Genomic DNA, 22,657 nt, shown 5'->3' with positions numbered 1-22,657 from the left:
CCTCGGGGCCGTGGCACACGGAAGTACAGGGCAGGAGCGTGCGCGTGACGGATGAGGGTCGCCTGATCGCGGGTCGGTACCAGGTCGGGCCCCGCCTCGGCCGCGGAGGGATGTCCGAGGTCCACCTCGGAACGGACACACGGCTCGGCCGCACCGTGGCCATCAAGGAGCTGAAGCTCTCCCTCTCCTCCGACTCCGCGTTCCGGCTCCGCTTCCGGCAGGAGGCGCAGGCTGCGTCGCGCATGTCGCACCCGACCGTCGTCCGCGTGTTCGACGCCGGCGAGGAGGTCACCGTCGACGAGAACGGCGGCGAGTCGCGCCGTCCCTTCATCGTCATGGAACACATCGAGGGGCGCCTGCTGAAGGACGTCATCGCCGAGGGTCCCGTCGAGGTCGACGAGGCCGTCCGCATCACCGAGGGCATCCTGACAGCCCTCGAGTACTCACACCGGGCAGGAGTGGTGCACCGCGACATCAAGCCCGGCAACATCATGCTGACCCCCTCCGGCCAGGTGAAGGTGATGGACTTCGGCATCGCCCGTGCCGTCTCCGATTCGGCCGCGACCGTCGCCCAAACCACCGCGATCCTGGGCACCGCCGCGTACTTCTCTCCCGAGCAGGCCAAGGGCGAGCAGGTCGACGCACGGAGCGACCTCTACTCGGCCGGCATCGTGCTCTTCGAGCTGCTGACCGGTCGCGCGCCGTTCCGCGGCGACACCCCCGTCGCCGTCGCCTATCAGCACGTCAGCGAGACGCCGCCGGCGCCGAGTTCGATCAACCCCACCGTCTCCGCCGCCCTCGACGCCGTCGTCGCGCGCGCCCTCTCGAAGGACCGGTACGAGCGCTTCCAGGGCGCGGCGGAGTTCCGCGACGACCTGCGCGAGGCCGCGGCCGGCCGCCTCCCCGACCACCGCCCGATCGACGAGCTGACGACCTCGCTCTTCGCGGCCCGCAGCCAGGGCGGCGTCACCGATTCCGAGCTCGCCCTGCGCCAGCTGGCCGAGGACAACTCGATCGTGCGCACTCAGCGGCGCCCTCCGGTGCTCTGGATCTGGTCGTCGATCGTCGTGCTCGCCGTCATCGTGGCCGCGCTGGTGATCTGGGTGCTGACTCTGCAACCCGATTCGACCCTGCCCTCGCAGTCGCGGGAGGTCCCCTCGCTCACGCAAACCACCTACGAGAGCGCGCAGGAGACACTGACGGCGATCGACCTCGTCCCGAGCCAGGTCACCGAGTACAGCACGAGCGTTCCCGAGGGCGAGGTCATCCGGACCGATCCCGGTTCGGGCACCATCGTGGCCCCCGAGACCGTGATCCGCGTCGTCGTCTCGCAGGGCCCGCAACCTGTGGCGGTGCCCGAGACCGCCGGGAAGACGCTCGCCGAGGCGATCGAGGCGATCACCGCGGCCGGATTCGTCGAGGGGTCTCAGACGCGCGAGAACTCACCGACCGTGGCGGGAGACGTCGTCCTGTCCGCCTCTCCCGCAGCTGGCCAGCAGGTCGCCCCCGGCACTCCGATCGACCTGGTCGTCTCGTCCGGCCAGGTCACCCTGCCCGACCTCGTCGGCACCTCCCTCAGCAGCGCGCTGGCGACCCTCGCCTCCGAGAAGCTGCAGCTCGTCGGGGTCGAGGTGCCTGACGAGAGCTGCGACGCGACCCGCGCGAATCCGCCGATCACCACGCAGTCGAGGGCCCCCGGGGACGTACCCCAGGGCTCGACCATCCAGCTCGGCTACTGCGCGGGCTGAGCCACGGGCGGGCTAGGCGCGGCGCACTCCCGCGAGCGGAGGCTGCAGCCGCACGACCTCGCCCTGGGTCGCGTCGCTCGAGCGTCGGGTCGTCCGAGCGCGGATGTCGCTCGGAGTGAGCCCCTCGCGGCGCTTCAACGCCCTGCGGAGGTGGTCGGCGGACGAGAAGCCGGATGCTGCGGCGATGGCTTCGAGGGGCACCTCCCGCGGGCGACGGCGCAGCAGCTCGACCGCACTCGCGACACGAGCCCGCTCGATCTCGCTGGCCACCGTGGTACCGGCGTCCTCGAAGAGCCGCTGGAGGGAGCGGGTCGACACGTTGACAGCGTCGGCCACCGCCTCCGGGGTGCAGCGCGGAGTGCGGTGCGTGCGGTCGATCACAGTGCGAGCGCGACCGAGCGTCGCGGCCCGCACACTGGTGGTGCCAGGCTGGACGCTGGCGGCAGCGAGGAATGCGCTCGTCAGGAGCTGCTTGACCACGTGGGCGAAGCCGGTGACCTCTCCCTCACCGGGCAGTCCGGTTCCCGATTCCGCGGCAAGGGCGAACGCCGTGGTGAAGGCGTAAGCCGCCCGGGTCGAGCGCGCGTCGGGATCGAGCGCATGGACGGGGGACGCGGTGTCGAAGCCGTAGCGTCGCATCTCATCGGCGCGGATCGAGACGTGCAGCAGGGTGGCCGGCGTCGTCGACTCGGTCGTGAAGGTCGTGTTGCCCTGCTGGTACGAGACCGAACCGGGGCGCAGGAGCACCGTGCGTTCCGGCGCGACCATGCGCACGAAGCCGTCGATGAGGAAGGTGAAGTTCAGGAACGAGGTGTCGTCTCCCGCCCAGGTCCCGCGGAGGATCCGCAGGGGTGAGACGGTCATCAGTACGACGCTGAGGTCGCCCGTGCCGAATCCCGAGCCGGAAATGCTCGGGACTGTTCCGGGCTTCGCCACGATCCGCGGCCCGAGGTTCTCGAGCTCGCGAATACCTGAAAAGGCCCAGGATATCGATTTGACCATCTGTTCCCCCGGTAGTCTCTCTCGCTGCCAGTCCCCATGCTGACGCCCTCCGATTATGCATGGAGAAGGGGTCTCCTTCGCCGCCTCGGACCCGTCACATCACGACACCTGATCGGGGGGTGTGCAGGGGACTGAGCGCCGCCGCCCCGCGGGAACGTCCGGCACGGATCAGTCTTACCCTCTTTCTTACCCGTCAATTGGCGGATTCTGCACCCCACCTGACGCGGAACTCCCACCCCCGTTCGGGGTACACAGAGCACCGCTCATTCTCACACTCTCGCCACGATAAAGAGGGCGATAAGCGGCCCGAAATCGATCCGGCAGAACACTCGATATCGAATGCCCGGGCGTGTCGGGATCAGCGCGCGGGCGGTTTCCGCGCTGCGATGTCGGCGAGCCAGTTGTCGATCAGCTTGTGGCCGCCCTCGGTCAGCACTGACTCTGGATGAAACTGCACGCCCACGAGCGGAGCCTCACGGTGGCGCACGCCCATGACGATGCCCTCCTCCGAGACAGCGATGACCTGGAGCTCACCCGGCAGGGACTCGCGGTCAACCAGGAGGGAGTGATATCGCATTCCCGCGAAGCCCGAGGGGAGCCCGGCGAACAGCGGGTCACCGTCGTGACGGATTCGCGACGTGCGCCCGTGCACCGGGTCCGGCCCCTCCTGCACGCGCCCGCCGAGGGCATGGACGAGCACCTGGTGTCCGAGGCAGACCCCGAGGAGTGGCTGCGAAAGAGTGCGCGCCTGCCCGATCAGAGCCACCGAGGCAGGGACGTCCTCCGGTCGGCCCGGTCCGGGCGAGATCAGGACCCCGTCGGCACCCCGCGCGCGGGCGAGCAGTCCGTCGACGCCCAACTCCGTTCCCTCGACCACGTCGACATCGGCTCCGAGCTCGCGGAGGTACGAGACCAGCGTGAAGACGAAGCTGTCGTAGTTGTCGACCACCAGGATCCGCAGGCCCGCACCCGCGATCACGAGCCGACGGTCACGTTCCGGTCGAGCACCAGCGACTGCACCCACGGGAACACCCACTCGTCGAGCGCGACGAGCACCGCCGCCGCCAGGGCGAGCACGATCAGGAGCCGCACCCACCAGGGTCCCGGCAGGAGGCGCCACAGCGCCGCGTACACGCTCAGCCCTCCTGAGCCAGCGAGCCGGCGATCTCGGCGGGGGCACCGGCCGAGCGCGGCTGGAACGAGTCGAAGACGCCGTAGGCGATGATGCGCTCGGCGGTCGAGTAGAGCGGGTTGCAGCTGGTCAGGGTGATCAGACGGTCGCCGGGCGAGGCATCGGGCGTCCACGGCACCGCATCGATCACCTGGACGTCGGAGGGCTGCACGTACTCGAGGTTGCGGAAACGGTAGGTGTACCAGCCGTCGGCGGTCTCGATGTAGATCGGATCGCCGAGCTGGAACTCGTCGATGAGATGCATCCCGCCGCCGTACGCGCTGCGGTGGGCGGCGAGCGCGAAGTTGCCCTGCTGCCCGGGCATCTGCGTGCCGGGGTAGTGACCGATGCTGCCCTCGTCGAGCACGTTCTCGGCGTCGATCCCTTCGGCGATCGTGCGCACCCAGCCGTCGCCGTAGCGGGGGATGTAGAGGTTGCCGAAGGAGGTGTCGAGCGCCGCCGCGGTCGCGACGACCGGCTCGGTGGGAGCCGAGGTGTCGGCGGTGTCGAGCGGAGCAGCGCCGCCCCAGCTCTCGCGCAGCTCGGCCGCCTGCGTCGTCTGCTGGCCGGCGATCACCGCGTCGTTCCACCAGAGCTGCCAGCCGAGGAAGAGGAGCACGAGGGCGCCGGCCGTCATCAGGAGCTCGCCGACGACTCCGAAGATCGAGAGGCGGCGGGCCGGGCGGGCTCTGCGCCGCTTCCCTCGCGGCCGCAGAGCCGTCCCGTCGGTGTTCTGGGCGCTCATGCGACGAGTCTAGGCGTGCTGCACGCGCGGCCGCGGAGGTCCTCGGCGCCCTGTGGACGACTCGCGATCCGCAACGCTGTGAGGGCACGACCCGTCCTGCGGAGTCGTGCCGATCCACGCCGTGGACCGCGCGGATCGGCGACCGGCCCGGTCGGGCGCCGCGGGCCTGCTCCCGGGCACCAGCCTCCGCCGGGTACAGTTGTCGGCATGGCACGAGCGACGAAGAGCCCGAAGCCCGAGCGCGACGAGGCCCGGACCGGCGAGAACGCACCGAATCCGGTCTGGTTCAAGCCCGTGATGTTCGGCTTCATGCTGCTCGGCCTCATCTGGATCATCGTCTTCTACGTGAGCCAGGGCATCCTGCCGATCCCCGATCTCGGCAATCTCAACATTCTGATCGGGTTCGGGATCGCCTTCATCGGCTTCCTGATGACCACCCGCTGGCGCTGAGCCCGCAGTTGTGAACGACGCCCCGTCCGGTCCGCCGACGGGGCGTTCGTCGTCGGTGGCCCGCCTGCGCGCCGCCGGCTGTGTCTTCGCGGAGGAGGAAGCGGTGCTCCTCGAGGAGGCGGCCGCGTCCTCCTCCGCTCTGGAGCTCCTCCTGTGCCGGCGCGAGGCAGGGGAACCGCTCGAGCAGATCCTCGGCTGGGTCGCCTTCCGGGGCCTGCGCGTCCCGGTCACTCCCGGTGTCTTCGTACCGCGCGTGCGGACGGAGTGGGTGGTCGACTCCGCTCTGCCGCTGCTGCGGCCGGGCGCGACCGTGCTCGACCTCTGCTGCGGGGCAGGTGCGATCGCCCGCGCGATCGCCGAGGAGCGCCCGGACGTGCGCCTGCTCGCCGCCGATCTCTCCCCCGCGGCGGTCGCGTGCGCGCGGCAGACCCTCGAGGAGCTGGCCACGGTCGTCGAGAGCGATCTTTTCGCCGCGCTCCCGCCGGACGAGCGGGGGAGGATCGACGTGGTGGTCGTGAACGCGCCCTATGTGCCGACGGAGGCGATCAGCCTGATGCCTCCCGAGGCGCGCGTCCACGAGCCGCGGTTCACGCTCGACGGTGGCCCGGACGGCCTCGAACTGCACAGGCGCATCGCCGCCGAGGGGTCGGAGTGGCTCGCTCCCGACGGCGCCGTGGTGATCGAGGTCGGGGAGCGTCAGGCCCGGGCGAGTGCCGCCGCCTTCGAGGGCTCGGGGTTCAGTGCGTCCGTCCTCCGTGACGACGATCGCGATGCGACGGTGGTCGTGGCCCGCCGCCGGCGAACTACACGGCTGTAATTATCCCCAGCTGTGGAAACTACTGTGGAGAGATCCGCGACCGAACGGCCCAGAGCCGATCGGAGACGCCGACGCCCGCGATCGGCGGCCTGACGCTGGTCCGGCCGCCCCCTCGCGCCCGCCCGCCGTCCTGCTCCGGGTGACACCCGCCTCGTTCTCCCCAGTGTTAACAACTCTGTGGATAACTTCCTCCCCAGCCCGCGGACACCCCAGCCCGCGGCAGATCCGGGACGCCGCGGGGTCCCACCGCGCACCTGGGCCGCCGGATCAGGCCAGGACGTACGCCCCCGCGGTGATCGCCACGAGGGCGACGCCGATCAGCCCGACCAGGAGGTCCTGTGACCGCCGCTGCGAGCGCTGCCGTGTGCGGGTGAAGACCAGACCGATCAGAGCACCCGCCACGAGGCCGCCGACGTGCGCCTGCCAGGCCACGTTCATCCCGGGGAGGAAACCGATCACGAGGTTGAGCCCCACGAGTACGAGCAGCTGCGAGGCCTGGCCGCCGAGGTGCCGGAGGATCACCAGGTACGCGCCCATCAGCCCGAAGATCGCCCCGGAGGCACCGATCACCGGCGTCAGCGGGTCGGCAAGGAGCAGCACGCCCACCGAGCCGGCGAATCCGCTGAGGAGGAAGAGCGTGAGGTAGCGCCCGCGGCCGAGCATCCGCTCGAGGGCCATCCCGAACACCCACAGCGTGTACATGTTCAGCACGAGGTGGAACGGGATGACGAAGAAGAGCGAGGTGCTGTGCAGGAACACCGAGGTGAGCATCCGCCACGGCTCGAAGTCGGCGCCGAAGCCGGGAAGCGTGTAGGCGGGGGCGTACAGGAGCGCGTTGATCACAGGACCGCCGACGAACGGGAGGATCTCGAGGATCCAGAGGACGACGCAGAGCGCGATGATCGCGTAGGTCACCGTCGGCTGGTCGGCCCGGGTCATCGCTCGCACGCGCGAGACGAGCGGACTGCGGGTGCGCGGAGCGGTTGCGCGCTGCTGCGCCATGTCGTCCGGGCAGATCACGCCGACCGGGGCCGGCGTCTGGCACTCGCCGCAGATGGTGCGGCCGCACCGCTGACAGCGCACGAAGCTCTGCCGATCGGGGTGGCGGTAGCAGGCGTACGCGCTGCTCGGCGGGACCTGGGTCACGGACGTGCCTCCGGGGAGAACGAGGGCCGGATCCTCACGGACCCGGCCCTCGAGTGAGTGGTGGACGAGGCGATCAGGCCTCGGTGATCTCGACGCTCTCGATGACCACGTCGTCGAGCGGCTTGTCACGGCCGTCGGTAGGGATGGCCGAGAGCGACTGGACGAGCTTCTTCGACTCCTCGTCGGCGACAGCGCCGAAGATGGTGTGCTTGCCCTGGAGCCAGGTGGTCGGCGCTACCGTGATGAAGAACTGCGAGCCGTTGGTGCCGCGCCCCGCCTGCTTGCCGGCGTTCGCCATGGCGAGGATGTAGGGCTCGGTGAAGTCGAGCTCCGGGCTGATCTCGTCGTCGAACTGGTAGCCGGGTCCGCCGACGCCCTGGCCGAGCGGGTCTCCGCCCTGCAGCATGAAGTCGGGGATGATGCGGTGGAAGACGGTGCCGTTGTAGAGCGGCTCCTTCGTCTTCGCGCCCGTCGCCGGGTGGGTCCACTCGATGTCGCCGGTCGCGAGACCGACGAAGTTGCGGACCGTCTTGGGAGCGTGGTTCCCGTAGAGGTTGACGACGATGTCGCCCTTGTTGGTGTGGAACGTCGCGACGGCGGTGTGCAAAGGCATGGAGGGATTCTCGCACAGCGCGTCTGTAGGCCCCAGCAACGCCCGGTGTCAATGCGCTGGGCGCGCGATGCGGACGACGATCGATGAGTGGCAGTATTGATGCGTTCGCTGCTCGTAGCCGATGGAGGACCAACATGGGTCTGTCACGTAAGCACAAGAAGGACCTCAAGCGTCTTCGCAAGAACGCCGAGGCGGTCTGGGGCGAGCAGCAGGAGGTGCTGGCGCACGCGGCCGCCGTTCTTGAGAAGAGCCGCCGCCACGCCACGAAGTACGCGAAGAAGGAGGTCGTGCCCCTCGTCAAGGACACGTACCGCTCCCGCGTGAAGCCCGTCTACGACAACGGTGTCTCCGCCGTCGAGGGCACCTACTCCTCGGCACGCGACGCCTACAAGCATCGCGTCGCACCGACTGTCGCGGCAGTCGGGGGCACCGCTGCCGCCGCGTTCGGGGCCGCGAAGGACTCGAAGAACCGCGCGAAGCTCGCCGAGATCTCGAAGGCGCGCTGGGAGGAGCTGACCACTCCCCCGAAGAAGAAGAACAAGGCGGGCACGGTCTTCGCCATCGGTGCCGCTCTTGTCGCGGTCGGCGGCATCGGGTACGCCGTCTGGCAAACGTTCCGCGCCGACGACGAGCTCTGGGTGGCCGAGGACGAGCCCGAGAGCGCCGCGCAGAACGCGGCCTCGACCGCCTCCTGACGTTCATCACGGACGAGCCGGGCCCCAGCGGGTCCGGCTCGTCCGTGCGCCCGCGGCAGAGTCAGAGGCGCGTTAGGCTTCTACGATGGACATCCGGGTCGCCGCGTACGGCGTGATCATCGACAGTGAGCGGATGCTGCTCGCGCACTGGAGCCAGGGGCCCTGGTCGGCGTGGACGCTGCCGGGCGGCGGGATCGACGAGGGCGAGTCCCCGGCCGACGCAGCGGTCCGCGAGATCTTCGAGGAGACCGGATACCACGCCGAGCTCGAGGCGCTGATCGGCGTCGACTCGCATGTGATCCCGGCCCACCGCCGGAGCGACCCTGACGCAGGCCCGCTGCATGCGATCCGCGTCGTCTATCGCGCCCGCATCGTCTCGGGAGAGCTGACCCACGAGATCGACGGGTCCACGGATGCCGCAGCGTGGTTCCCGGTCGGCGAGGTGGAGGAGCTGGAGCGCGTCGAGCTGATCGACGCCGCTCTCACCATGAACGAGGCGTGGCTCCTGCGCTGACCTCGGGAATCGCCGGATCGGCGGGAGCGTTGCCCCTGTGGTGATCGTCGAGCTCTACACCTCCGCCTTCTGCGGCGACTGCCATACTGCGCGGTCGGTGCTCGACAGGGCGGCAGAGCTGGTGCCTGCGGCCGAGATCCGCGAGTTCGACGTCGCCTTCCACCCCGTCCAGGCCGAGGCGGCGGACGTCCGCTCCACGCCGACGATCGTCGTCAGAGACAGCGCCGGCGCCGGCGTCTTCCGCGCAGAGGGCGCGCCGACGCTCCCGCAGGCTCTGACCGCCCTCGCCCTGGCACTACCCGCGTAGGGTGACCGGGGGAGGTCCCATGCGCCGGTGCTCTTCTCTCGTGAGCATCGGAGTCGTGCTCGCCGCCCTCTCCGGGTGCGTGGCCGAAGGCCCGGTGTCGACAGCGACCGTCGGAATCGGTCGCGGTGGCCAGCGCGCCGAGGTGCTCGGAGTCGTCGTGGTCTGCTCCGGGATCGTGAACGGCCTCGACCTCGCCGTCGACGACCGTTCTCCCCTGAAGATCGGAGACGGGGTGCGGAGGATCACGCGCTGGGTCTCCCCCGACGTCGTCACTCAGCTCGGAGCGACGGATCTGGTGGGGCGCACCGTCTGGCCCGCGGACACCGTGATCGACCGCTTCGCTCCGGGCGTCGACTACGTCCTCGGCGCCTATGCGGACGGCGAACCGGTGGTCGCCCGGCCGGTGGTCTTCACCGCCGAGCAGTTCGACACCCTCTCGGTCGGCGAAGTCATCGTCGGCGACATCCGCGACGGCACCTCCCAGACCCTCTCGGTCGAGAACTTCCTCGGTCTCGCCTGCGAGGAGTCCTGACCACGACCCCGAGCCCTTCGCCCGCTGGAGTCTTCTCCGCGCTTGATCCGGTGGGGCTGGAGAGGCGGGTTGAGTGATCACCGGATGCGATGCGGAGCACCCACAGCCTCCGTGGCCCCGGACGACCTTCGAGTCACGACCATGGCAGCGAGCCGGAGACGAGGTCGCCTCTCGCCGGATCAGCTGTCCCGCTGCCGACTCCTCCGTTCGCACACTTGTCGACGCAGAGGTTCTGTCGCGGCGGGGCCGCACCGGACGCCGCAACCGATACGTCCAGCCAATGGACTGGCGGCGCTCGACGCCTTCGGTGCGCGGCACACGAGACGTTCACGGTCGTCGGCCACCGCGATCGCACGACAGAAGGGCGACCTCGGAGCGCTGGGAGGAAGTGTGGAGCCTGGGAGAATCGAACTCCCGACATCCTGCTTGCAAAGCAGGCGCTCTACCAACTGAGCTAAGGCCCCGTGATCAGCGAGCCGATCAGGAGGGTTCTACCGCCGGATGAAGGCGGGAGGCGAGAACCGCGTGCCAGCGATTCTCGGTAGCCGACGTGACCCGCTCCGTGGAACGGGCCACGTCGACGAGCCGACTGCGGAGAGCCGCGCTGGGAGCGGCTCTCGCAATGGGCACCGTGGGGGTACCAGGACTTGAACCTGGGACCTCTTCATTATCAGTGAAGCGCTCTAACCGCCTGAGCTATACCCCCGAAATGACCAGATGAGACTCTACCCGACGCGACGTCAGAATCCCAATCGGCGGCTCCGCGCGCCCTACTGGTTGGTGAAACCGACCAGCAGGCCTCCGGTGATCTTCACGCTGAGGTTGTACAGCACCGCGACGATGGCCCCGAGTGCGGTGGTCACGATGGTGTTGAGCACGGCCACGACGATCGCGAACCCCATGACCTGGGGAAGTGAGACGACCGAGTTGAGGTCGAACGTCTCCGCGCCCGCGATGTCCTGAACGAGACCGTTGACCTCGTTGAACACGTTCGTCTGCGCCAGGACCGTGTAGACCAGGTAGACGACGACGATCGTGATGATCGCGAGCGTGAGGCCGATCAGGAACGAGAGCTTCACGGCCGACCAGAAGTCGACGTAGACCAACTTGAGGCGGACCTGCTTCGCCGCCGGGCTCTTCGCGGACTTCTTGGCGAGCTTCTCGGCGACGGTGCTACTCATCTACGGACCCATCCTCCTCCGACACCGGGCCGGACTCGGCCGGCGCCGCGGCGTCGGGATCCTCGTCCTGGGCGTCGAGATTGCGTTCGGTGTTCTTGGCGAGTGCGATGATGCGGTCGTCCTCCGCGAATCGTGCGAAGACGACTCCCATGGTGTCGCGACCCTTGGCCGGTACCTCGGCCACGGCAGAGCGTACCACCTTGCCGCTGGCGAGGACGACGAGGACCTCGTCGTCCTCTCCGGTGATGATGGCGCCCACGAGATCGCCCCGCTTCTCCTCGAGCTTGGCCACCTTGATGCCCAGACCGCCGCGGCCCTGGAGGCGGTACTGGTCGACGGCGGTGCGCTTCGCGAAGCCTCCCTCGGTCACCACGAACACGAAGCCCTCGTCGCTGACGACGTTCGCGTCGAGAAGGCGGTCCTCTCCGCGGAACGCCATGCCGCGCACTCCCGACGTCGAGCGGCCCATCGGGCGAAGCGCCTCGTCGGAAGCGGTGAAGCGGATCGACATGCCCTTGCGCGAGACGAGCAGCACATCGCTGTCCTCCTCCACCAGGAGCGCCGAGACCAGTTCGTCGCCGTCGCGCAGCTTGATCGCGATAATCCCACCGGAGCGGTTGGTGTCGTACTCGGAGAGGGCCGTCTTCTTGACCAGGCCGTCCCGAGTGGCGAGCACGAGGTAGCGCGCCGCCTCGTAGTCGCGGATGTCGAGGATCTGAGCGATCTGCTCTCCCGGCTCGAGCGCGAGGAGGTTGGCGATGTGCTGGCCCTTCGCGTCGCGGCCGGCCTCCTGCAACTCGTAGGTCTTGGCGCGGTACACGCGTCCGGTGTTGGTGAAGAAGAGGAGCCAGTGGTGCGTGGTGGTCACGAAGAAGTGCTCGACGATGTCGTCGGCCTTCAGCTGCGCGCCGCGCACGCCCCGGCCCCCGCGGTGCTGGGCGCGGTAGGAGTCGCTGCGGGTGCGCTTGAGATAGCCGCCGCGGGTGACGGTGACGACCATCTCCTCCTCGGGGATCAGGTCCTCCACGCTCATGTCGCCGTCGAAGCCGAAGAGGATCTCGGTGCGGCGATCGTCACCGAACCGCTCGACGATCTCGTCGAGCTCGTCCGAGATGATCGTCCGCTGACGCGCAGGACTCGCGAGGATCGACTTGTAGTCCTCGATCTCGGCCTGGATCCGGTCGTGCTCGTCGATGATCTTCTGGCGCTCCAGCGCGGCCAGCCGGCGCAGCTGCATGTCGAGGATCGCCCGCGACTGCACCTCGTCGATGTCGAGCAGCTCCATCAGGCCGTCGCGCGCCTCCTCGACGGTGGGAGAGCGGCGGATGAGCGCGATGACCTCGTCGAGCGCGTCGAGCGCCTTGAGGTAGCCGCGCAGGATGTGGATGCGCGCTTCCGCCTCGTCGAGGAGGTACTGAGTCCGCCGCACGACGACCTCGACCTGGTGGTCGACCCAGGCCCGGATGAAGCCGTCGAGCGAGAGCGTGCGCGGGATGCCGTCGACGATCGCGAGCATGTTCGCGCCGAAGTTCTCCTGCAGCGGCGTGTGCTTGTAGAGGTTGTTGAGCACGACCTTCGCGACCGCGTCTCGCTTCAGCACGATCACGAGGCGCTGCCCGGTGCGGCCCGAGGTCTCGTCGCGGATGTCGGCGATGCCGGACACGCGGCCGTCCTTGACCAGCTCGGCGATCTTGACCGCCAGGTTGTCGGGGTTCACCTGGTACGGCAACTCGGTGACGACGAGGCAGGTGCGGCCCTGGATCTCCTCGATCGAGACGACCGCGCGCATCGTGATGGAGCCGCGGCCGGTGCGGTACGCAACCTGGATGCCGCGCACGCCGAGGATCTGCGCGCCAGTGGGGAAGTCGGGGCCCTTGATCCGCTGGAGCAGCGCCTCGAGCAGCTCCTCGCGGGTCGCCTCCGGGTTCTCGAGCGCCCACTTCGCACCCGCAGCGACCTCGCGGAGGTTGTGCGGCGGGATGTTGGTGGCCATGCCGACCGCGATGCCGACGGAACCGTTGACCAGGAGGTTGGGGAAGCGTGCCGGGAGGATCGCCGGCTCGCGGGTGCGCCCGTCGTAGTTGTCCTGGAAGTCGACGGTGTTCTTGTCGATGTCGCGGACCATCTCGAGGGCCAGCGGCGCCATCTTGGTCTCGGTGTACCGCGGGGCCGCGGCGCCGTCGTTGCCGGGGGAGCCGAAGTTGCCCTGGCCGAGAGCGAGCGGGTAGCGGAGGCTCCACGGCTGCACGAGGCGCACGAGGGCGTCGTAGATCGCGGAGTCGCCGTGCGGGTGGAACTGGCCCATGACGTCGCCGACGACGCGGGAGCACTTCGAGAAGGCCTTGTCGGGGCGGTAGCCGCCGTCGTACATGGCGTAGATCACGCGACGGTGCACCGGCTTCAGACCGTCACGCACCTCGGGCAGTGCACGGCCGACGATGACGCTCATCGCGTAGTCGAGGTACGAGCGCTGCATCTCGAGCTGGAGGTCGACCGGCTCGATCTTGTCGTGCCCGTGGATCACCACACCGGTCTCGGTGACGATGTCCTCGCTGTCGTCCGGGCCGGTGGGTGTGTCTGCTTCGTCTGCCATGATCTCTGGTCTCTCAGATGGTTCCGGGCCCCTGGTGAGTGGGGGCGGCGGTCGCGCTGGGTGTCAGGTGGTCGTTCGGAATGTTCTCGGGGTGGAGGTTCGGCGGTGGTCGTGCGGCCCTTTGCGGGCCGTCGTCGCCGTGGCGAGGTGGTCGGGTTCCGCTGCCGTGGCGCGTGGAGCTGCTGTCTGTGCTCGACCCTCGAGATCGCGACGCGATCTCAGATGTCGAGGAACCGGACGTCCTTCGCGTTCTTCTGGATGAAGGAACGGCGCGACTCGACGTCCTCCCCCATCAGCGTGGAGAAGATCTCGTCTGCGGCGGCCGCGTCGTCGAGGGTGACCTGGAGGAGGGTGCGCGTGGCGGGGTCCATCGTCGTCTCCCAGAGCTCCTTGTAGTCCATCTCGCCGAGTCCCTTGTAGCGCTGGATGCCGTTCTCCTTGGGCATGCGCTTGTTGGAGGCGGCACCGTGCGCGAGGAGCGCGTCGCGCTCGCGGTCGCTGTACACGTACTCGTGAGCCGAGTTGGACCACTTGAGGCGGTAGAGCGGCGGCTGAGCGAGGTAGACGTAGCCCAGATCGATCAGCGGGCGCATGTAGCGGAACAGCAGGGTCAGCAGGAGGGTGGTGATGTGCTGGCCATCGACGTCGGCGTCGGCCATCAGGATGATCTTGTGGTACCGCGCCTTGTCGGGAGTGAAATCCTCGCCGATGCCGGCTCCGAACGCCGTGATCATCGCCTGGACCTCGTTGTTGCCGAGCGCGCGATCGAGCCGCGCCTTCTCGACGTTGAGGATCTTGCCGCGCAGAGGGAGGATCGCCTGCGTCTCGGGATTGCGGCCCTGCACCGCGGATCCGCCCGCGGAGTCGCCCTCGACGATGAAGATCTCGGAGATCGACGGGTCCTTCGACTGGCAGTCCTTGAGTTTGCCGGGCATCCCGCCGCCCTCGAGCAGGCCCTTGCGCCGGGCGGTCTCGCGCGCCTTCCGCGCCGCCATGCGGGCGGAGGCGGCCTGGATCGCCTTGCGGATGATGTCCTTGGCCTGGCTCGGGTTGCGGTCGAACCAGTCGGCGAGCTGCTCGCCGGCCACGCGCTGCACGAACGCCTTGGCCTCGGTGTTGCCGAGCTTCGTCTTCGTCTGGCCCTCGAACTGCGGCTCGCCGAGCTTGATCGAGACAACCGCGGTGAGCCCCTCGCGGATGTCGTCACCCGAGAGGTTCTCGTCCTTCTCCTTGAGCAGGTTGTTCGCGCGCGCGTATCGGTTGACCAGCGAGGTCAGCGCGGCGCGGAAGCCCTCCTCGTGGGTTCCGCCCTCGTGGGTGTTGATCGTGTTCGCGTAGGTGTGGACACTCTCGGTGTAGGCCGTGGTCCACTGCATCGCGACTTCGAGGGAGATGCGCCGCTCGGAGTCCTCCGACTCGAAGTCGATGATCTCGGAGTGCACGAGATCGGACTTCTTGAGCGAGTTGATGTACTCGACGTAGTCGACGAGACCCTTCTCGTAGTGGAAGACGTCGGTGCGGTCGCCCTCGGTCTCGGCCTCGCCCTCCCCCTCGAACTCGACCTCGTTCCGGTCGGTCAGCGCGATCCGCAGGCCCTTGTTGAGGAACGCCATCTGCTGGAACCGCGCCCGGAGGGTCTCGTAGTCGAACTCGACCGTCTCGAAGATCTCGGCGTTGGGCCAGAAGGTGATCGTGGTGCCGGTCTCGTCGCTGGCCTCGCCCTTCTCGAGCGGGGAATCGGGGACGCCATCGGTGAAGCTCATCCGGTACACCGCGCCCTGGCGCTTGACCTCGACCTCGAGCCGCGTCGAGAGGGCGTTGACCACGGAGGAGCCGACGCCGTGGAGACCGCCGGAGACCGCGTAGCCGCCGCCCCCGAACTTGCCGCCGGCGTGCAGCACCGTCAGCACGAGCTCGACGGTCGAGATGCCCTCGGTGGGGTGCATGTCGACCGGGATGCCGCGACCATTGTCGGCGACGGTGACGCCTCCGTCGGCGCGCATGACGATCTCGATGTTGTCGCAGTAGCCCGCGAGAGCCTCGTCGACGGCGTTGTCGACGATCTCGTAGACCAGGTGGTGCAGACCGCGCGGCCCGGTGGACCCGATGTACATCCCGGGTCGCTTGCGAACTGCCTCGAGACCCTCGAGCACCTGGATCTGATTGGCGCCGTAGTCGCCGGACGACTTCGTCGACATGCTCTCGTGCGGAGCGGCGGGGCCGGAGGAGCCGTTCGCGTCCAGGTCGTTCTCTGCGGGTGACGTGGAGTCGTTCGGCTCTTGTGTCATAGCTGTGGAGTTCTCCTCTGACGGTCCGTCGCGGCGCACGCGAAGATCTGGAGATCACCCGCGGGGCGGAGTCGCTGCGGTTCGGCGGCCCCCCATTCTATCGCGTACGAGCCCGTTCCGAAGCGCTGGACGGCGATCTGAGGCGCGAAAGTTGAACGGTCGACCGAAAATGCGTTGTCAGCCGTAGGTGTCGCGCGGACCACGCCCTGGAATCGACCTGGGACCCTTTTTCCAGTTCGGGACGTCGGGTCCCTGGAATCGGATCGAGGCGATACCCGCGTCGGGGAAGTTCACGGCGATGTGGTTCATGATCTCGATCCGCATCAGCCGCAGCTGCGTCGACCACGCGGTCGACTCGCACGCAACGGTGAGCACGCCGTCCACGACGCCGACGGGAGTCGAGTGCTTCGCGGTCTCCTCGCCGGCGATCGCCGTCCACGACGACATCAGGTCGCCCTGCGCCAGTGGCGCGGTCCAGCCGAGCTTCACCGTGAGGGAGTCAAGGACGTCGCCGAGGTCGTGCGGGTCGCGACCCTTGCCGAACGGGATCGCGTCGCCCGCGGGCTCTACGCGCTCGACGGTCCGGCGGACGCGGCGCGGGCCGTCCGCGCCGAACACCTCCTTGAGGTGCCGGTAGACACGGGCGGCCTCGGAGTCGGGGGCAGGGGCTCCGCGGCGGGCGGGGTCAGTCATCGGCCGGCTCCGCCGCAGTGGGCTCGGCGACGATCGACTCCCGCTCAGGTGCCGTGATCGGAGCGGCGGCGGCTCCGGTCCCCACGATCCGGCCCGCCTCGATCCGCACCGTCTGCGCGGCGAGTGCCTCCGGGACGTCGTCGAAGACCGCCGCAGTGATCAGCACCTGCTCGTAGTCGGCGACCACGGTGGCGAGGCGCTCGCGTCGGCGCGCATCCAGTTCGGCGAAGACGTCGTCGAGCATGAGCACCGGGTCGCCCATCGGGGAGTCGTGGCGCAGAAGCTCCGCCGCGCCCAGTTTCAGCGCCAGCGCGAACGACCAGCTCTCGCCGTGGCTCGCGTAGCCCTTCGCGGGCAGCGAGTTCAGCTCGAACTGCACGTCGTCGCGGTGCGGGCCGACGAGGGAGACGCCCCGATCGAGCTCCCGGCGCCGCACCCCGACCAGGGCGGACGCGAACGCCTCCGCCAGCCCCTCGCCCACCGCGGGCGACTCGGAGGCGCCTGACTGCTCGACCGGCTCACCCTCGTCGTCGACCGCGCCCTCGATGCTCAACCGTGAGCGCAGCATCGGGCGCTGATCGGCTCCGGCGACCGCCTCGTAGGCGGCACGGACCGGCCCGTTCAGCTCGTCCACAAGGGTGATGCGGGACTGCATTATCTCGGAGCCGAGCGCGATCAGACGCTCATCCCAGATGTCGAGGGTGCCGAGCTTCGACGTGTCGCGGATCCCGCTCGTCCGTGCCGACTTCAGGAGGGAGTTGCGCTGGCGCAGCACCCGGTCGTAGTCGGCTTGCACTGCGCTCATCCGCGGGGAACGGAGGACGACCAGCTGATCGAGGAAACGCCGGCGGGCCGACGGGTCGCCGCGGATGAGGAGCAGATCCTCCGGTGCGAAGAGGACGCTCGAGAAGAAGCGGGGGAGCTCGCGCGGCTTGATGCCGCCGCGGTTGATCTGAGCGCGGTTGGGGGAGGAGCGGTTGATCTGGACCTCCGCGAGCAGCTCACGGTCGCCGTTGCGGAGCCTGGCGCGGATCACCGCGCTGTCGCGGCCGGCGCGGATGAGCGCCTGGTCGCTCGACACTCGGTGCGACCCGAGCGTCGAGAGGTACCCGAGCGATTCGACCAGGTTCGTCTTGCCCTGTCCGTTCCGCCCGACGAAGAGGTTCGATCCCGGAACGAGCGCGACGTCGACCGACCCGTAGTTCCGGAAGTCGCTGAGCGCCAACTGCGTCACGTGCACGTCGCGCTCCTCTCCTCCGCCGCTCGTCTCGGAGTCTCGATACACCCTGCAGGCCACATGGACCAGCATGTGCCCGCCGCCCCACCAGGTAAGGCGGCCGAAGGCCCGCCGCCCCCGCGAGAGCATCCCTGCCTCACGGGGGCCGCAGTCCGTAGTCCGTCACCGGCTCTGCGAATCGCCCTTACCTGGACAAGCCGACCGCCGCGAGGACGGGCAGGGACCGGCCGAGCCCGTCGATTGAGCTCCGCTCAGTCGACGGCTTTGACGCTATGCCCCCCGAACTGGTTCCGCAGCGCCGCGACCGCCTTCATCGCCGGCGAGTCCTCCTGGCGCGAGACGAAGCGCGCGAAGATCGAGGCACTGATCGTGGGCACCGGGACGGCGTTGTTGATCGCCTCCTCGATCGTCCAACGTCCCTCGCCGGAGTCCTGGACGTAGCCCTCGATGTGCTCGAACTCCGGGTCCTCCTCGAGGGCGCGGACGAGCAGCTCGAGGAGCCAGGAGCGCACGACCGTGCCGCGCTGCCAGGCCTTGAAGGTGCCGGTAACGTCGTTGATGATGTCCTTGCGGGTGTCGAGCAGCTCGTAGCCCTCGGCGAACGCCTGCATCAGCGCGTACTCGATGCCGTTGTGCACCATCTTCGCGTAGTGCCCCGCGCCGACCTCACCGACGTGGACGAAGCCCTCCTCGCGGGGGCCCTCCGGGCGCAAAGCGTCGAAGACGGGCATGGCGTACTCGACGAGCTCCTTCGGCCCGCCGACCATGAGGCCGTAGCCGTTCTGCAGTCCCCAGACTCCGCCGGAGACGCCGGCGTCGATGTAGTGGATCCCAAGCGGCTTCAGCAGCGCGTCGTGCTTGAAGTCCTCGGTGAAACGGGAGTTGCCGCCGTCGATGACGAGGTCGCCCTCGCTGAGCTTCTCCGAGAGGTCCTTGATCACCGAATCGGTGATCTCACCCGCCGGGACCATCACCCAGACGACGCGGGGCGCGGGGAGCACGGCGATCATCTCGTCGAGCGAGGCGGCGTCCGAGACCTCCGGGTTGCGGTCGTATCCGGTGACCTCGACGCCCTTCTCGCGGAGGCGGGAGCGCATGTTGTCGCCCATCTTGCCGAGGCCGACGAGTCCGATGTGCATGGTGAACCTTCCTGGATTCGATATCCGGCGGGCGGGCGCTCGTCGGGAGCGGGACGGTCGCGGCTCTGCGATCCGGGAGCTGGTCAGCGCAGCAGCAGGTTGGGCTGGAGCAGGTAGCGGTAGCTGTCGCTGCCGGGCTGCTCGCGCGAGGTCTGTGCCGTGATGAGGACGGGGCCGGGCTTGTTGGGGTTCTCGGTTTTGGTGAACGCGATGCGCACGAACTCCGAGTGCACGGCAGCGAGGCCGTCGAGCAGGAACTGCGGCTTGAGCGAGACGACCACGTCGTCTCCCGTCACGATCGCGTCGATGCTCTCTGAGGCCTGCGCCTGCTCCGAGCCGATCGCCTCGAGCGTCAGCCCGTCGCTGCTGAAGCTGAAGCGGAGGGCGGCCTCCCGCTCGAGCACGAGCGAGACGCGGCGGGTCGCCTCGATGAGGTCGCTCGTCGCCATGACGGCGTAGTTCTCGACGGAGGCGGGGAAGAGGCGCTTCACGGGAGGGAAGTTGCCCTTGATCAGCAGTGACGTGACCGTCTTCCGGTCGGCGGTGAACGCGATCAGCTCGCGCTCGTCGCGGTTGGTGATCGCGATCGAGACGGTGCCCGAGTGGCCGAAGGTCTTGCCGACCTCCTGGAGAGTGCGCGCCGGCACCAGTGCGGTGACCGGCTGCGCGGGAGCGGGGTTCTCGCCGTTGTCCCAGTCGATCTCACGGACGGCGACCCGGTAGCGGTCGGTCGCCACGAGGCCGATCGTGTTGTCCGTGATCTCGAGCTGCACGCCGGTGATCACGGGGGTGACATCGTCGCGGGAGGCTGCGACCGCCACCTGCGACACGGCCGCGGCGAAGGCGTCGGCCGGCACGAGCCCGGTGGAGGCGTCGATCTCGGGGATGCTCGGGTACTCCTCCACCGGCATCTGGAGGAGCGTGAAGTGGGCCGAGCCCGCCGAGACCGAGACGCGCGATTCCTCCGTGGCGATGCGCACGGGCGCGTTGGGCAGCCGGTTGGCGATGTCCGCGAGGAGGCGGCCGGAGACCAGCACTGTCCCGGTCTCTTCGACATCGGCCGCGATCTGCGTCTGGGCCGACACCTCGTAATCGAAGGAGGAGAGGGTCAGACCCTCGGCTGTCGCCTCGATGAGCACGCCGGAGAGGATCGGCAGTGTCGTGCGCTGCGGCAGCAGCTTGACCGCGAACGACACCGCCTCACTGAAGACATCGCGGTTGGCTTGGAACCTCACGAGTACACCCCTGACGAGTTGCGGACGAAGACCGTCGCCCATCGTACCCGGAGGGCTCGCTCCCCTCGGAAGCGGGCTGCTCTCGAGCGGCGAGAGCCGGGTGTGGAGAGGTTGTCGGTCGACGTCTGATTAAAGAGAGAACTGCGTTAACAGTGTTAACACGTGTGGAAACTGTGGAAAACGCTTCGGACCCTTACTGCGGACAGGGATCGGGGTGGACCGTCCCTGTGGAGGGAGTGTGAGCGCGCCGGTGGACGCCCTGTGGAGCGATCCGGAGCGACCGAACGCCTTCCACAGGCGACCGCTCCGCCCGCACAGTCACGGGCCGGTTGTCCACAGTTATCCACAGGTTCCTCACACTGTGGAAATCGCCCAGGATGTCGGGGCGACAGGGTCGACGGCGGAGCCTCGAAGAGCTTCTGGCCCACTATGAGAGCCTTCGCCACCGGCAACGGAGGGTTGATCCTCCTCGGTCTCGACGAGGCAGTGCGTTTCGTGCCCGCCGCCGGATTCGATGCCTCCGCTTGTCCAGAACGCCCTGGCCGGGGTGTTCGGCCGCGAAGCAGGCACGACGCGGCCGGCACTGTCGCTCCTTCTCCCCGCGCTCACATCGACGTCTCGGCAGTGGATGGTGCGCCCGCGGTGGTCGTCCTCGTTGACAAACGGGAGCCGGCCGCGAAGCCGTGCTTCGTCACGACGCAGGGTATCGAGACGGGAACCTACGAGCGGGTGGGGAGACGGCGACCGTCAGATGAAGTCCTACGGCGTGCCGTGCTCTTCTCGGTCTCGACACCAGAGAGGCGATGGACCTTCTCGCCGGGCTCGTCGGCGGGAACCGGCTCCGTTCCCCGATCGTCCGGGCACCGGATTCCGAGCCGTGATCAGACGTGTCGAAGCGGAGAGGCGATCGGATGAACTCGATCTGGGGACGGTGCCCTCCACGGACCAGAAGATCGGGGATGCGCTCCTTCTCACGCTGCTCAGCGAGAGCCTCTCGATGCGTAAGCTCACCGCTCCGTCACGGCGCTCGGTGCTCTCGCTGCGGCAGCGTCTCCGGACCCTGATCCGCCACGGCGGACGCCGCCGCACCTTCTCAGAGCCGGAACCGCCGCTACCGCCTCTCCAGCTAGCGGTTGGTCTTGATGCGAGTGGTCAGCTCGGTGACCTGGTTGTAAATGCTGCGGCGCTCTTTCATGAGCTCCGAGATCTTCTTGTTCGCGTACATCACTGTCGTGTGATCGCGGTTGCCGAACAGCTGCCCGATCTTGGGTAGGGAGAGGTTCGTCAGCTCGCGGCAGAGGTACATCGCGATCTGTCGCGCGGTCGCCACCGCCTGCGAGCGGGAGGAACCGTAGAGGTCGTCGACCGTGAGCTTGAAGTAGTCGGCGGTGTGGTTGATGATATCGACCGGCGAGATGACGTTGTCCTCGTCGAGCGTGATCAGGTCCTTCAGCACCGTCTGCACGAGAGACATGTCGACCGGCGTGCGGTTCAAGCTCGCGAATGCGGTGACGCGGATGAGCGTCCCCTCGAGCTCGCGGATATTGCTCGACACCTTCGAGGCCATGAACTCGAGGATGTCGTCGGGCACGAGCAGCTTCTCACTGACCGCCTTCTTGCGGAGGATCGCGATGCGCGTCTCGAGGTCGGGCGCCTGCACGTCGGTGATCAGGCCCCACTCGAAGCGCGAGCGCATCCGGTCCTCGAACCCGGTGAGGGCCTTCGGTGGCAGATCGGAGGTGATCACGACCTGCTTGTTGTGGTCGTGCAGCTGGTTGAAGGTATGGAAGAACGCCTCCTGCGTCTCCGCCTTGCCCTGCAAGAACTGGATGTCGTCGATCAGGAGGATGTCGACGTTGCGATACCGACCGTGGAACGCGTTGCCCCGGTTGTTCGCGATCGAGTTGATGAAGTCGTTGGTGAACTCCTCGCTCGACACGTAGCGCACGCGGATCCCGGGGTACAGGCTCATCGCGTAGTGGCCGATGGCGTGGAGGAGGTGCGTCTTGCCGAGCCCGGAGTCGCCGTAGACGAAGAGCGGGTTGTAGGCCTTCGCGGGGGCCTCGGCGACGGCGACGGCGGCGGCGTGCGCGAACCGGTTGGAGCCTCCGATGACGAAGTTGTCGAAGCTGTACTTCGGGTTCAGCCGGGTGTCGGTGGCCGGAGCGGTGCGCAGCTCCTCGACGACGCGCACCGGCGCGGCGGACCCGGAGGAAGCGGTGATCGGCTCGAACGGGTTCATCGACTCCGAGGGCGAGGGGGAGCTCAGCGGCTCGTGCTCGATGTCGGGATTCACCACGAAGGCGAACGTCGAGACCCCGAAGGAGTCGTCGAGCGTCCCGATCGCGCTAAGCAGTGGCACGCGTACGCGCTGCTCGAGCATGCCGCGCGTGAACTCGTTCGGGACCTCGAGGTAGAACGTGCCGGCCATGATGCCTTTGGGTTCCACGAGCGAGACGAAGCCGTAGAGAGGTGCGGTGATCCGCTCGTCCTGTGACAGTGCCCCGAGGATCACGTTCCACGCGTCGACCATCGACGTGTCGTCTGCCAT

Annotated in this window: 21 protein-coding genes and 2 tRNA genes; 7 read left to right on the top strand and 16 right to left on the bottom strand. The window is 68.4% G+C overall.

The genetic code is table 11. The features are described 5' to 3' along the window. The first annotated feature begins 44 nt into the window (after nt 1–44). Nucleotides 45–1,748, top strand: a complete 1,704-nt coding sequence (gene pknB, locus GSU10_RS00110) for a Stk1 family PASTA domain-containing Ser/Thr kinase (protein ID WP_068207852.1) — start codon at nt 45–47, stop codon at nt 1,746–1,748. A gap of 12 nt (nt 1,749–1,760) precedes the next feature. Here pknB and GSU10_RS00105 read toward each other — a convergent pair whose 3' ends face one another. The 4 genes from GSU10_RS00105 to GSU10_RS00095 all read right to left on the bottom strand — a co-directional run bounded on the left by GSU10_RS00105 (nt 1,761) and on the right by GSU10_RS00095 (nt 4,666). Then, on the bottom strand, nt 1,761–2,612 hold the full coding sequence (locus GSU10_RS00105; protein WP_158286082.1) for a helix-turn-helix domain-containing protein: 852 nt from the start codon (nt 2,610–2,612) through the stop codon (nt 1,761–1,763). 496 nt (nt 2,613–3,108) lie between these two features. Continuing rightward, nucleotides 3,109–3,729: an anthranilate synthase component II gene (locus GSU10_RS00100; RefSeq protein WP_199220835.1), complete on the bottom strand. Its 621-nt coding sequence runs from the start codon at nt 3,727–3,729 to the stop codon at nt 3,109–3,111. Beyond that, the gene (locus tag GSU10_RS15235; RefSeq protein WP_166971874.1) at nt 3,726–3,884 is read right to left on the bottom strand and encodes a hypothetical protein; all 159 of its coding nucleotides are present in this window, start codon (nt 3,882–3,884) and stop codon (nt 3,726–3,728) included. Before GSU10_RS15235 ends, GSU10_RS00100 begins: the two co-directional genes overlap by 4 nt. A gap of 2 nt (nt 3,885–3,886) precedes the next feature. After that, nucleotides 3,887–4,666 carry a class E sortase gene (locus tag GSU10_RS00095; protein WP_068207847.1) on the bottom strand — a complete coding sequence of 260 codons (780 nt, stop codon included), beginning with the start codon at nt 4,664–4,666 and terminating at the stop codon, nt 3,887–3,889. Between the two features lie 207 nt (nt 4,667–4,873). Here GSU10_RS00095 and GSU10_RS00090 point away from each other — a divergent pair, with 207 nt between their 5' ends. Continuing rightward, nucleotides 4,874–5,116, top strand: coding sequence for a cell division protein CrgA (locus GSU10_RS00090; RefSeq protein WP_068207843.1), 243 nt, complete (start codon nt 4,874–4,876; stop codon nt 5,114–5,116). 103 nt (nt 5,117–5,219) lie between these two features. Continuing rightward, the gene (locus GSU10_RS00085; RefSeq protein ID WP_241972895.1) at nt 5,220–5,933 is read left to right on the top strand and encodes a putative protein N(5)-glutamine methyltransferase; all 714 of its coding nucleotides are present in this window, start codon (nt 5,220–5,222) and stop codon (nt 5,931–5,933) included. A 267-nt stretch (nt 5,934–6,200) separates the two neighbouring features. Here the strand turns inward: GSU10_RS00085 and GSU10_RS00080 are convergent, their stop codons facing one another. Continuing rightward, a complete protein-coding gene (locus GSU10_RS00080) occupies nt 6,201–7,079 on the bottom strand; it encodes a rhomboid family intramembrane serine protease (RefSeq protein ID WP_068207837.1) in 879 nt (292 codons plus the stop codon). 73 nt (nt 7,080–7,152) lie between these two features. After that, nucleotides 7,153–7,692, bottom strand: coding sequence for a peptidylprolyl isomerase (locus GSU10_RS00075; RefSeq protein ID WP_132504605.1), 540 nt, complete (start codon nt 7,690–7,692; stop codon nt 7,153–7,155). Nucleotides 7,693–7,826: 134 nt separating this feature from the next. On the opposite strand from GSU10_RS00075, the gene GSU10_RS00070 reads away from it, so the two are divergent. The 4 genes from GSU10_RS00070 to GSU10_RS00055 all read left to right on the top strand — a co-directional run bounded on the left by GSU10_RS00070 (nt 7,827) and on the right by GSU10_RS00055 (nt 9,740). Beyond that, nucleotides 7,827–8,387: a hypothetical protein gene (locus GSU10_RS00070; protein WP_068207835.1), complete on the top strand. Its 561-nt coding sequence runs from the start codon at nt 7,827–7,829 to the stop codon at nt 8,385–8,387. A gap of 85 nt (nt 8,388–8,472) precedes the next feature. Then, entirely contained in the window at nt 8,473–8,901 is a 429-nt protein-coding gene (locus tag GSU10_RS00065; RefSeq protein WP_068207832.1) for an NUDIX hydrolase, read from the top strand. Nucleotides 8,902–8,938: 37 nt separating this feature from the next. After that, nucleotides 8,939–9,208, top strand: a complete 270-nt coding sequence (locus GSU10_RS00060) for a glutaredoxin family protein (RefSeq protein ID WP_236713493.1) — start codon at nt 8,939–8,941, stop codon at nt 9,206–9,208. 40 nt (nt 9,209–9,248) lie between these two features. Continuing rightward, nucleotides 9,249–9,740, top strand: a complete 492-nt coding sequence (locus GSU10_RS00055; protein ID WP_068207829.1) for a hypothetical protein — start codon at nt 9,249–9,251, stop codon at nt 9,738–9,740. Between the two features lie 391 nt (nt 9,741–10,131). Here the strand turns inward: GSU10_RS00055 and GSU10_RS00050 are convergent. The 10 genes from GSU10_RS00050 to dnaA form a co-directional block, all read right to left on the bottom strand. Then, a tRNA-Ala gene (locus tag GSU10_RS00050) sits at nt 10,132–10,204 on the bottom strand. 168 nt (nt 10,205–10,372) lie between these two features. Further along, a tRNA-Ile gene (locus tag GSU10_RS00045) sits at nt 10,373–10,446 on the bottom strand. Between the two features lie 64 nt (nt 10,447–10,510). Then, nucleotides 10,511–10,921 (bottom strand): DUF3566 domain-containing protein, encoded by a 411-nt coding sequence (locus GSU10_RS00040; RefSeq protein ID WP_068207827.1) that lies wholly within the window; start codon nt 10,919–10,921, stop codon nt 10,511–10,513. Then, nucleotides 10,914–13,514: a DNA gyrase subunit A gene (gene gyrA, locus GSU10_RS00035; protein ID WP_132504603.1), complete on the bottom strand. Its 2,601-nt coding sequence runs from the start codon at nt 13,512–13,514 to the stop codon at nt 10,914–10,916. Before gyrA ends, GSU10_RS00040 begins: the two co-directional genes overlap by 8 nt. Before the next feature lie 218 nt (nt 13,515–13,732). Further along, nucleotides 13,733–15,802, bottom strand: coding sequence for a DNA topoisomerase (ATP-hydrolyzing) subunit B (gyrB, locus tag GSU10_RS00030; RefSeq protein ID WP_082844930.1), 2,070 nt, complete (start codon nt 15,800–15,802; stop codon nt 13,733–13,735). A gap of 177 nt (nt 15,803–15,979) precedes the next feature. Beyond that, nucleotides 15,980–16,495, bottom strand: coding sequence for a DciA family protein (locus GSU10_RS00025; protein ID WP_068207825.1), 516 nt, complete (start codon nt 16,493–16,495; stop codon nt 15,980–15,982). Then, nucleotides 16,488–17,735, bottom strand: a complete 1,248-nt coding sequence (recF, locus tag GSU10_RS00020; protein WP_068207822.1) for a DNA replication/repair protein RecF — start codon at nt 17,733–17,735, stop codon at nt 16,488–16,490. Before recF ends, GSU10_RS00025 begins: the two co-directional genes overlap by 8 nt. 248 nt (nt 17,736–17,983) lie before the next feature. Continuing rightward, entirely contained in the window at nt 17,984–18,871 is an 888-nt protein-coding gene (gnd, locus tag GSU10_RS00015; protein WP_132504601.1) for a phosphogluconate dehydrogenase (NAD(+)-dependent, decarboxylating), read from the bottom strand. Between the two features lie 83 nt (nt 18,872–18,954). After that, on the bottom strand, nt 18,955–20,106 hold the full coding sequence (gene dnaN, locus GSU10_RS00010; RefSeq protein ID WP_068207869.1) for a DNA polymerase III subunit beta: 1,152 nt from the start codon (nt 20,104–20,106) through the stop codon (nt 18,955–18,957). 1,126 nt (nt 20,107–21,232) lie between these two features. Then, entirely contained in the window at nt 21,233–22,537 is a 1,305-nt protein-coding gene (gene dnaA, locus GSU10_RS00005) for a chromosomal replication initiator protein DnaA (protein ID WP_413784016.1), read from the bottom strand. Nucleotides 22,538–22,657: the final 120 nt, after the last annotated feature.

This window comes from Rathayibacter tanaceti, assembly GCF_009834165.1.
In the GTDB taxonomy this organism is placed as follows: Bacteria; Actinomycetota; Actinomycetes; order Actinomycetales; family Microbacteriaceae; genus Rathayibacter; species Rathayibacter tanaceti.
This window is presented reverse-complemented; position numbering and strand designations above follow the sequence as displayed.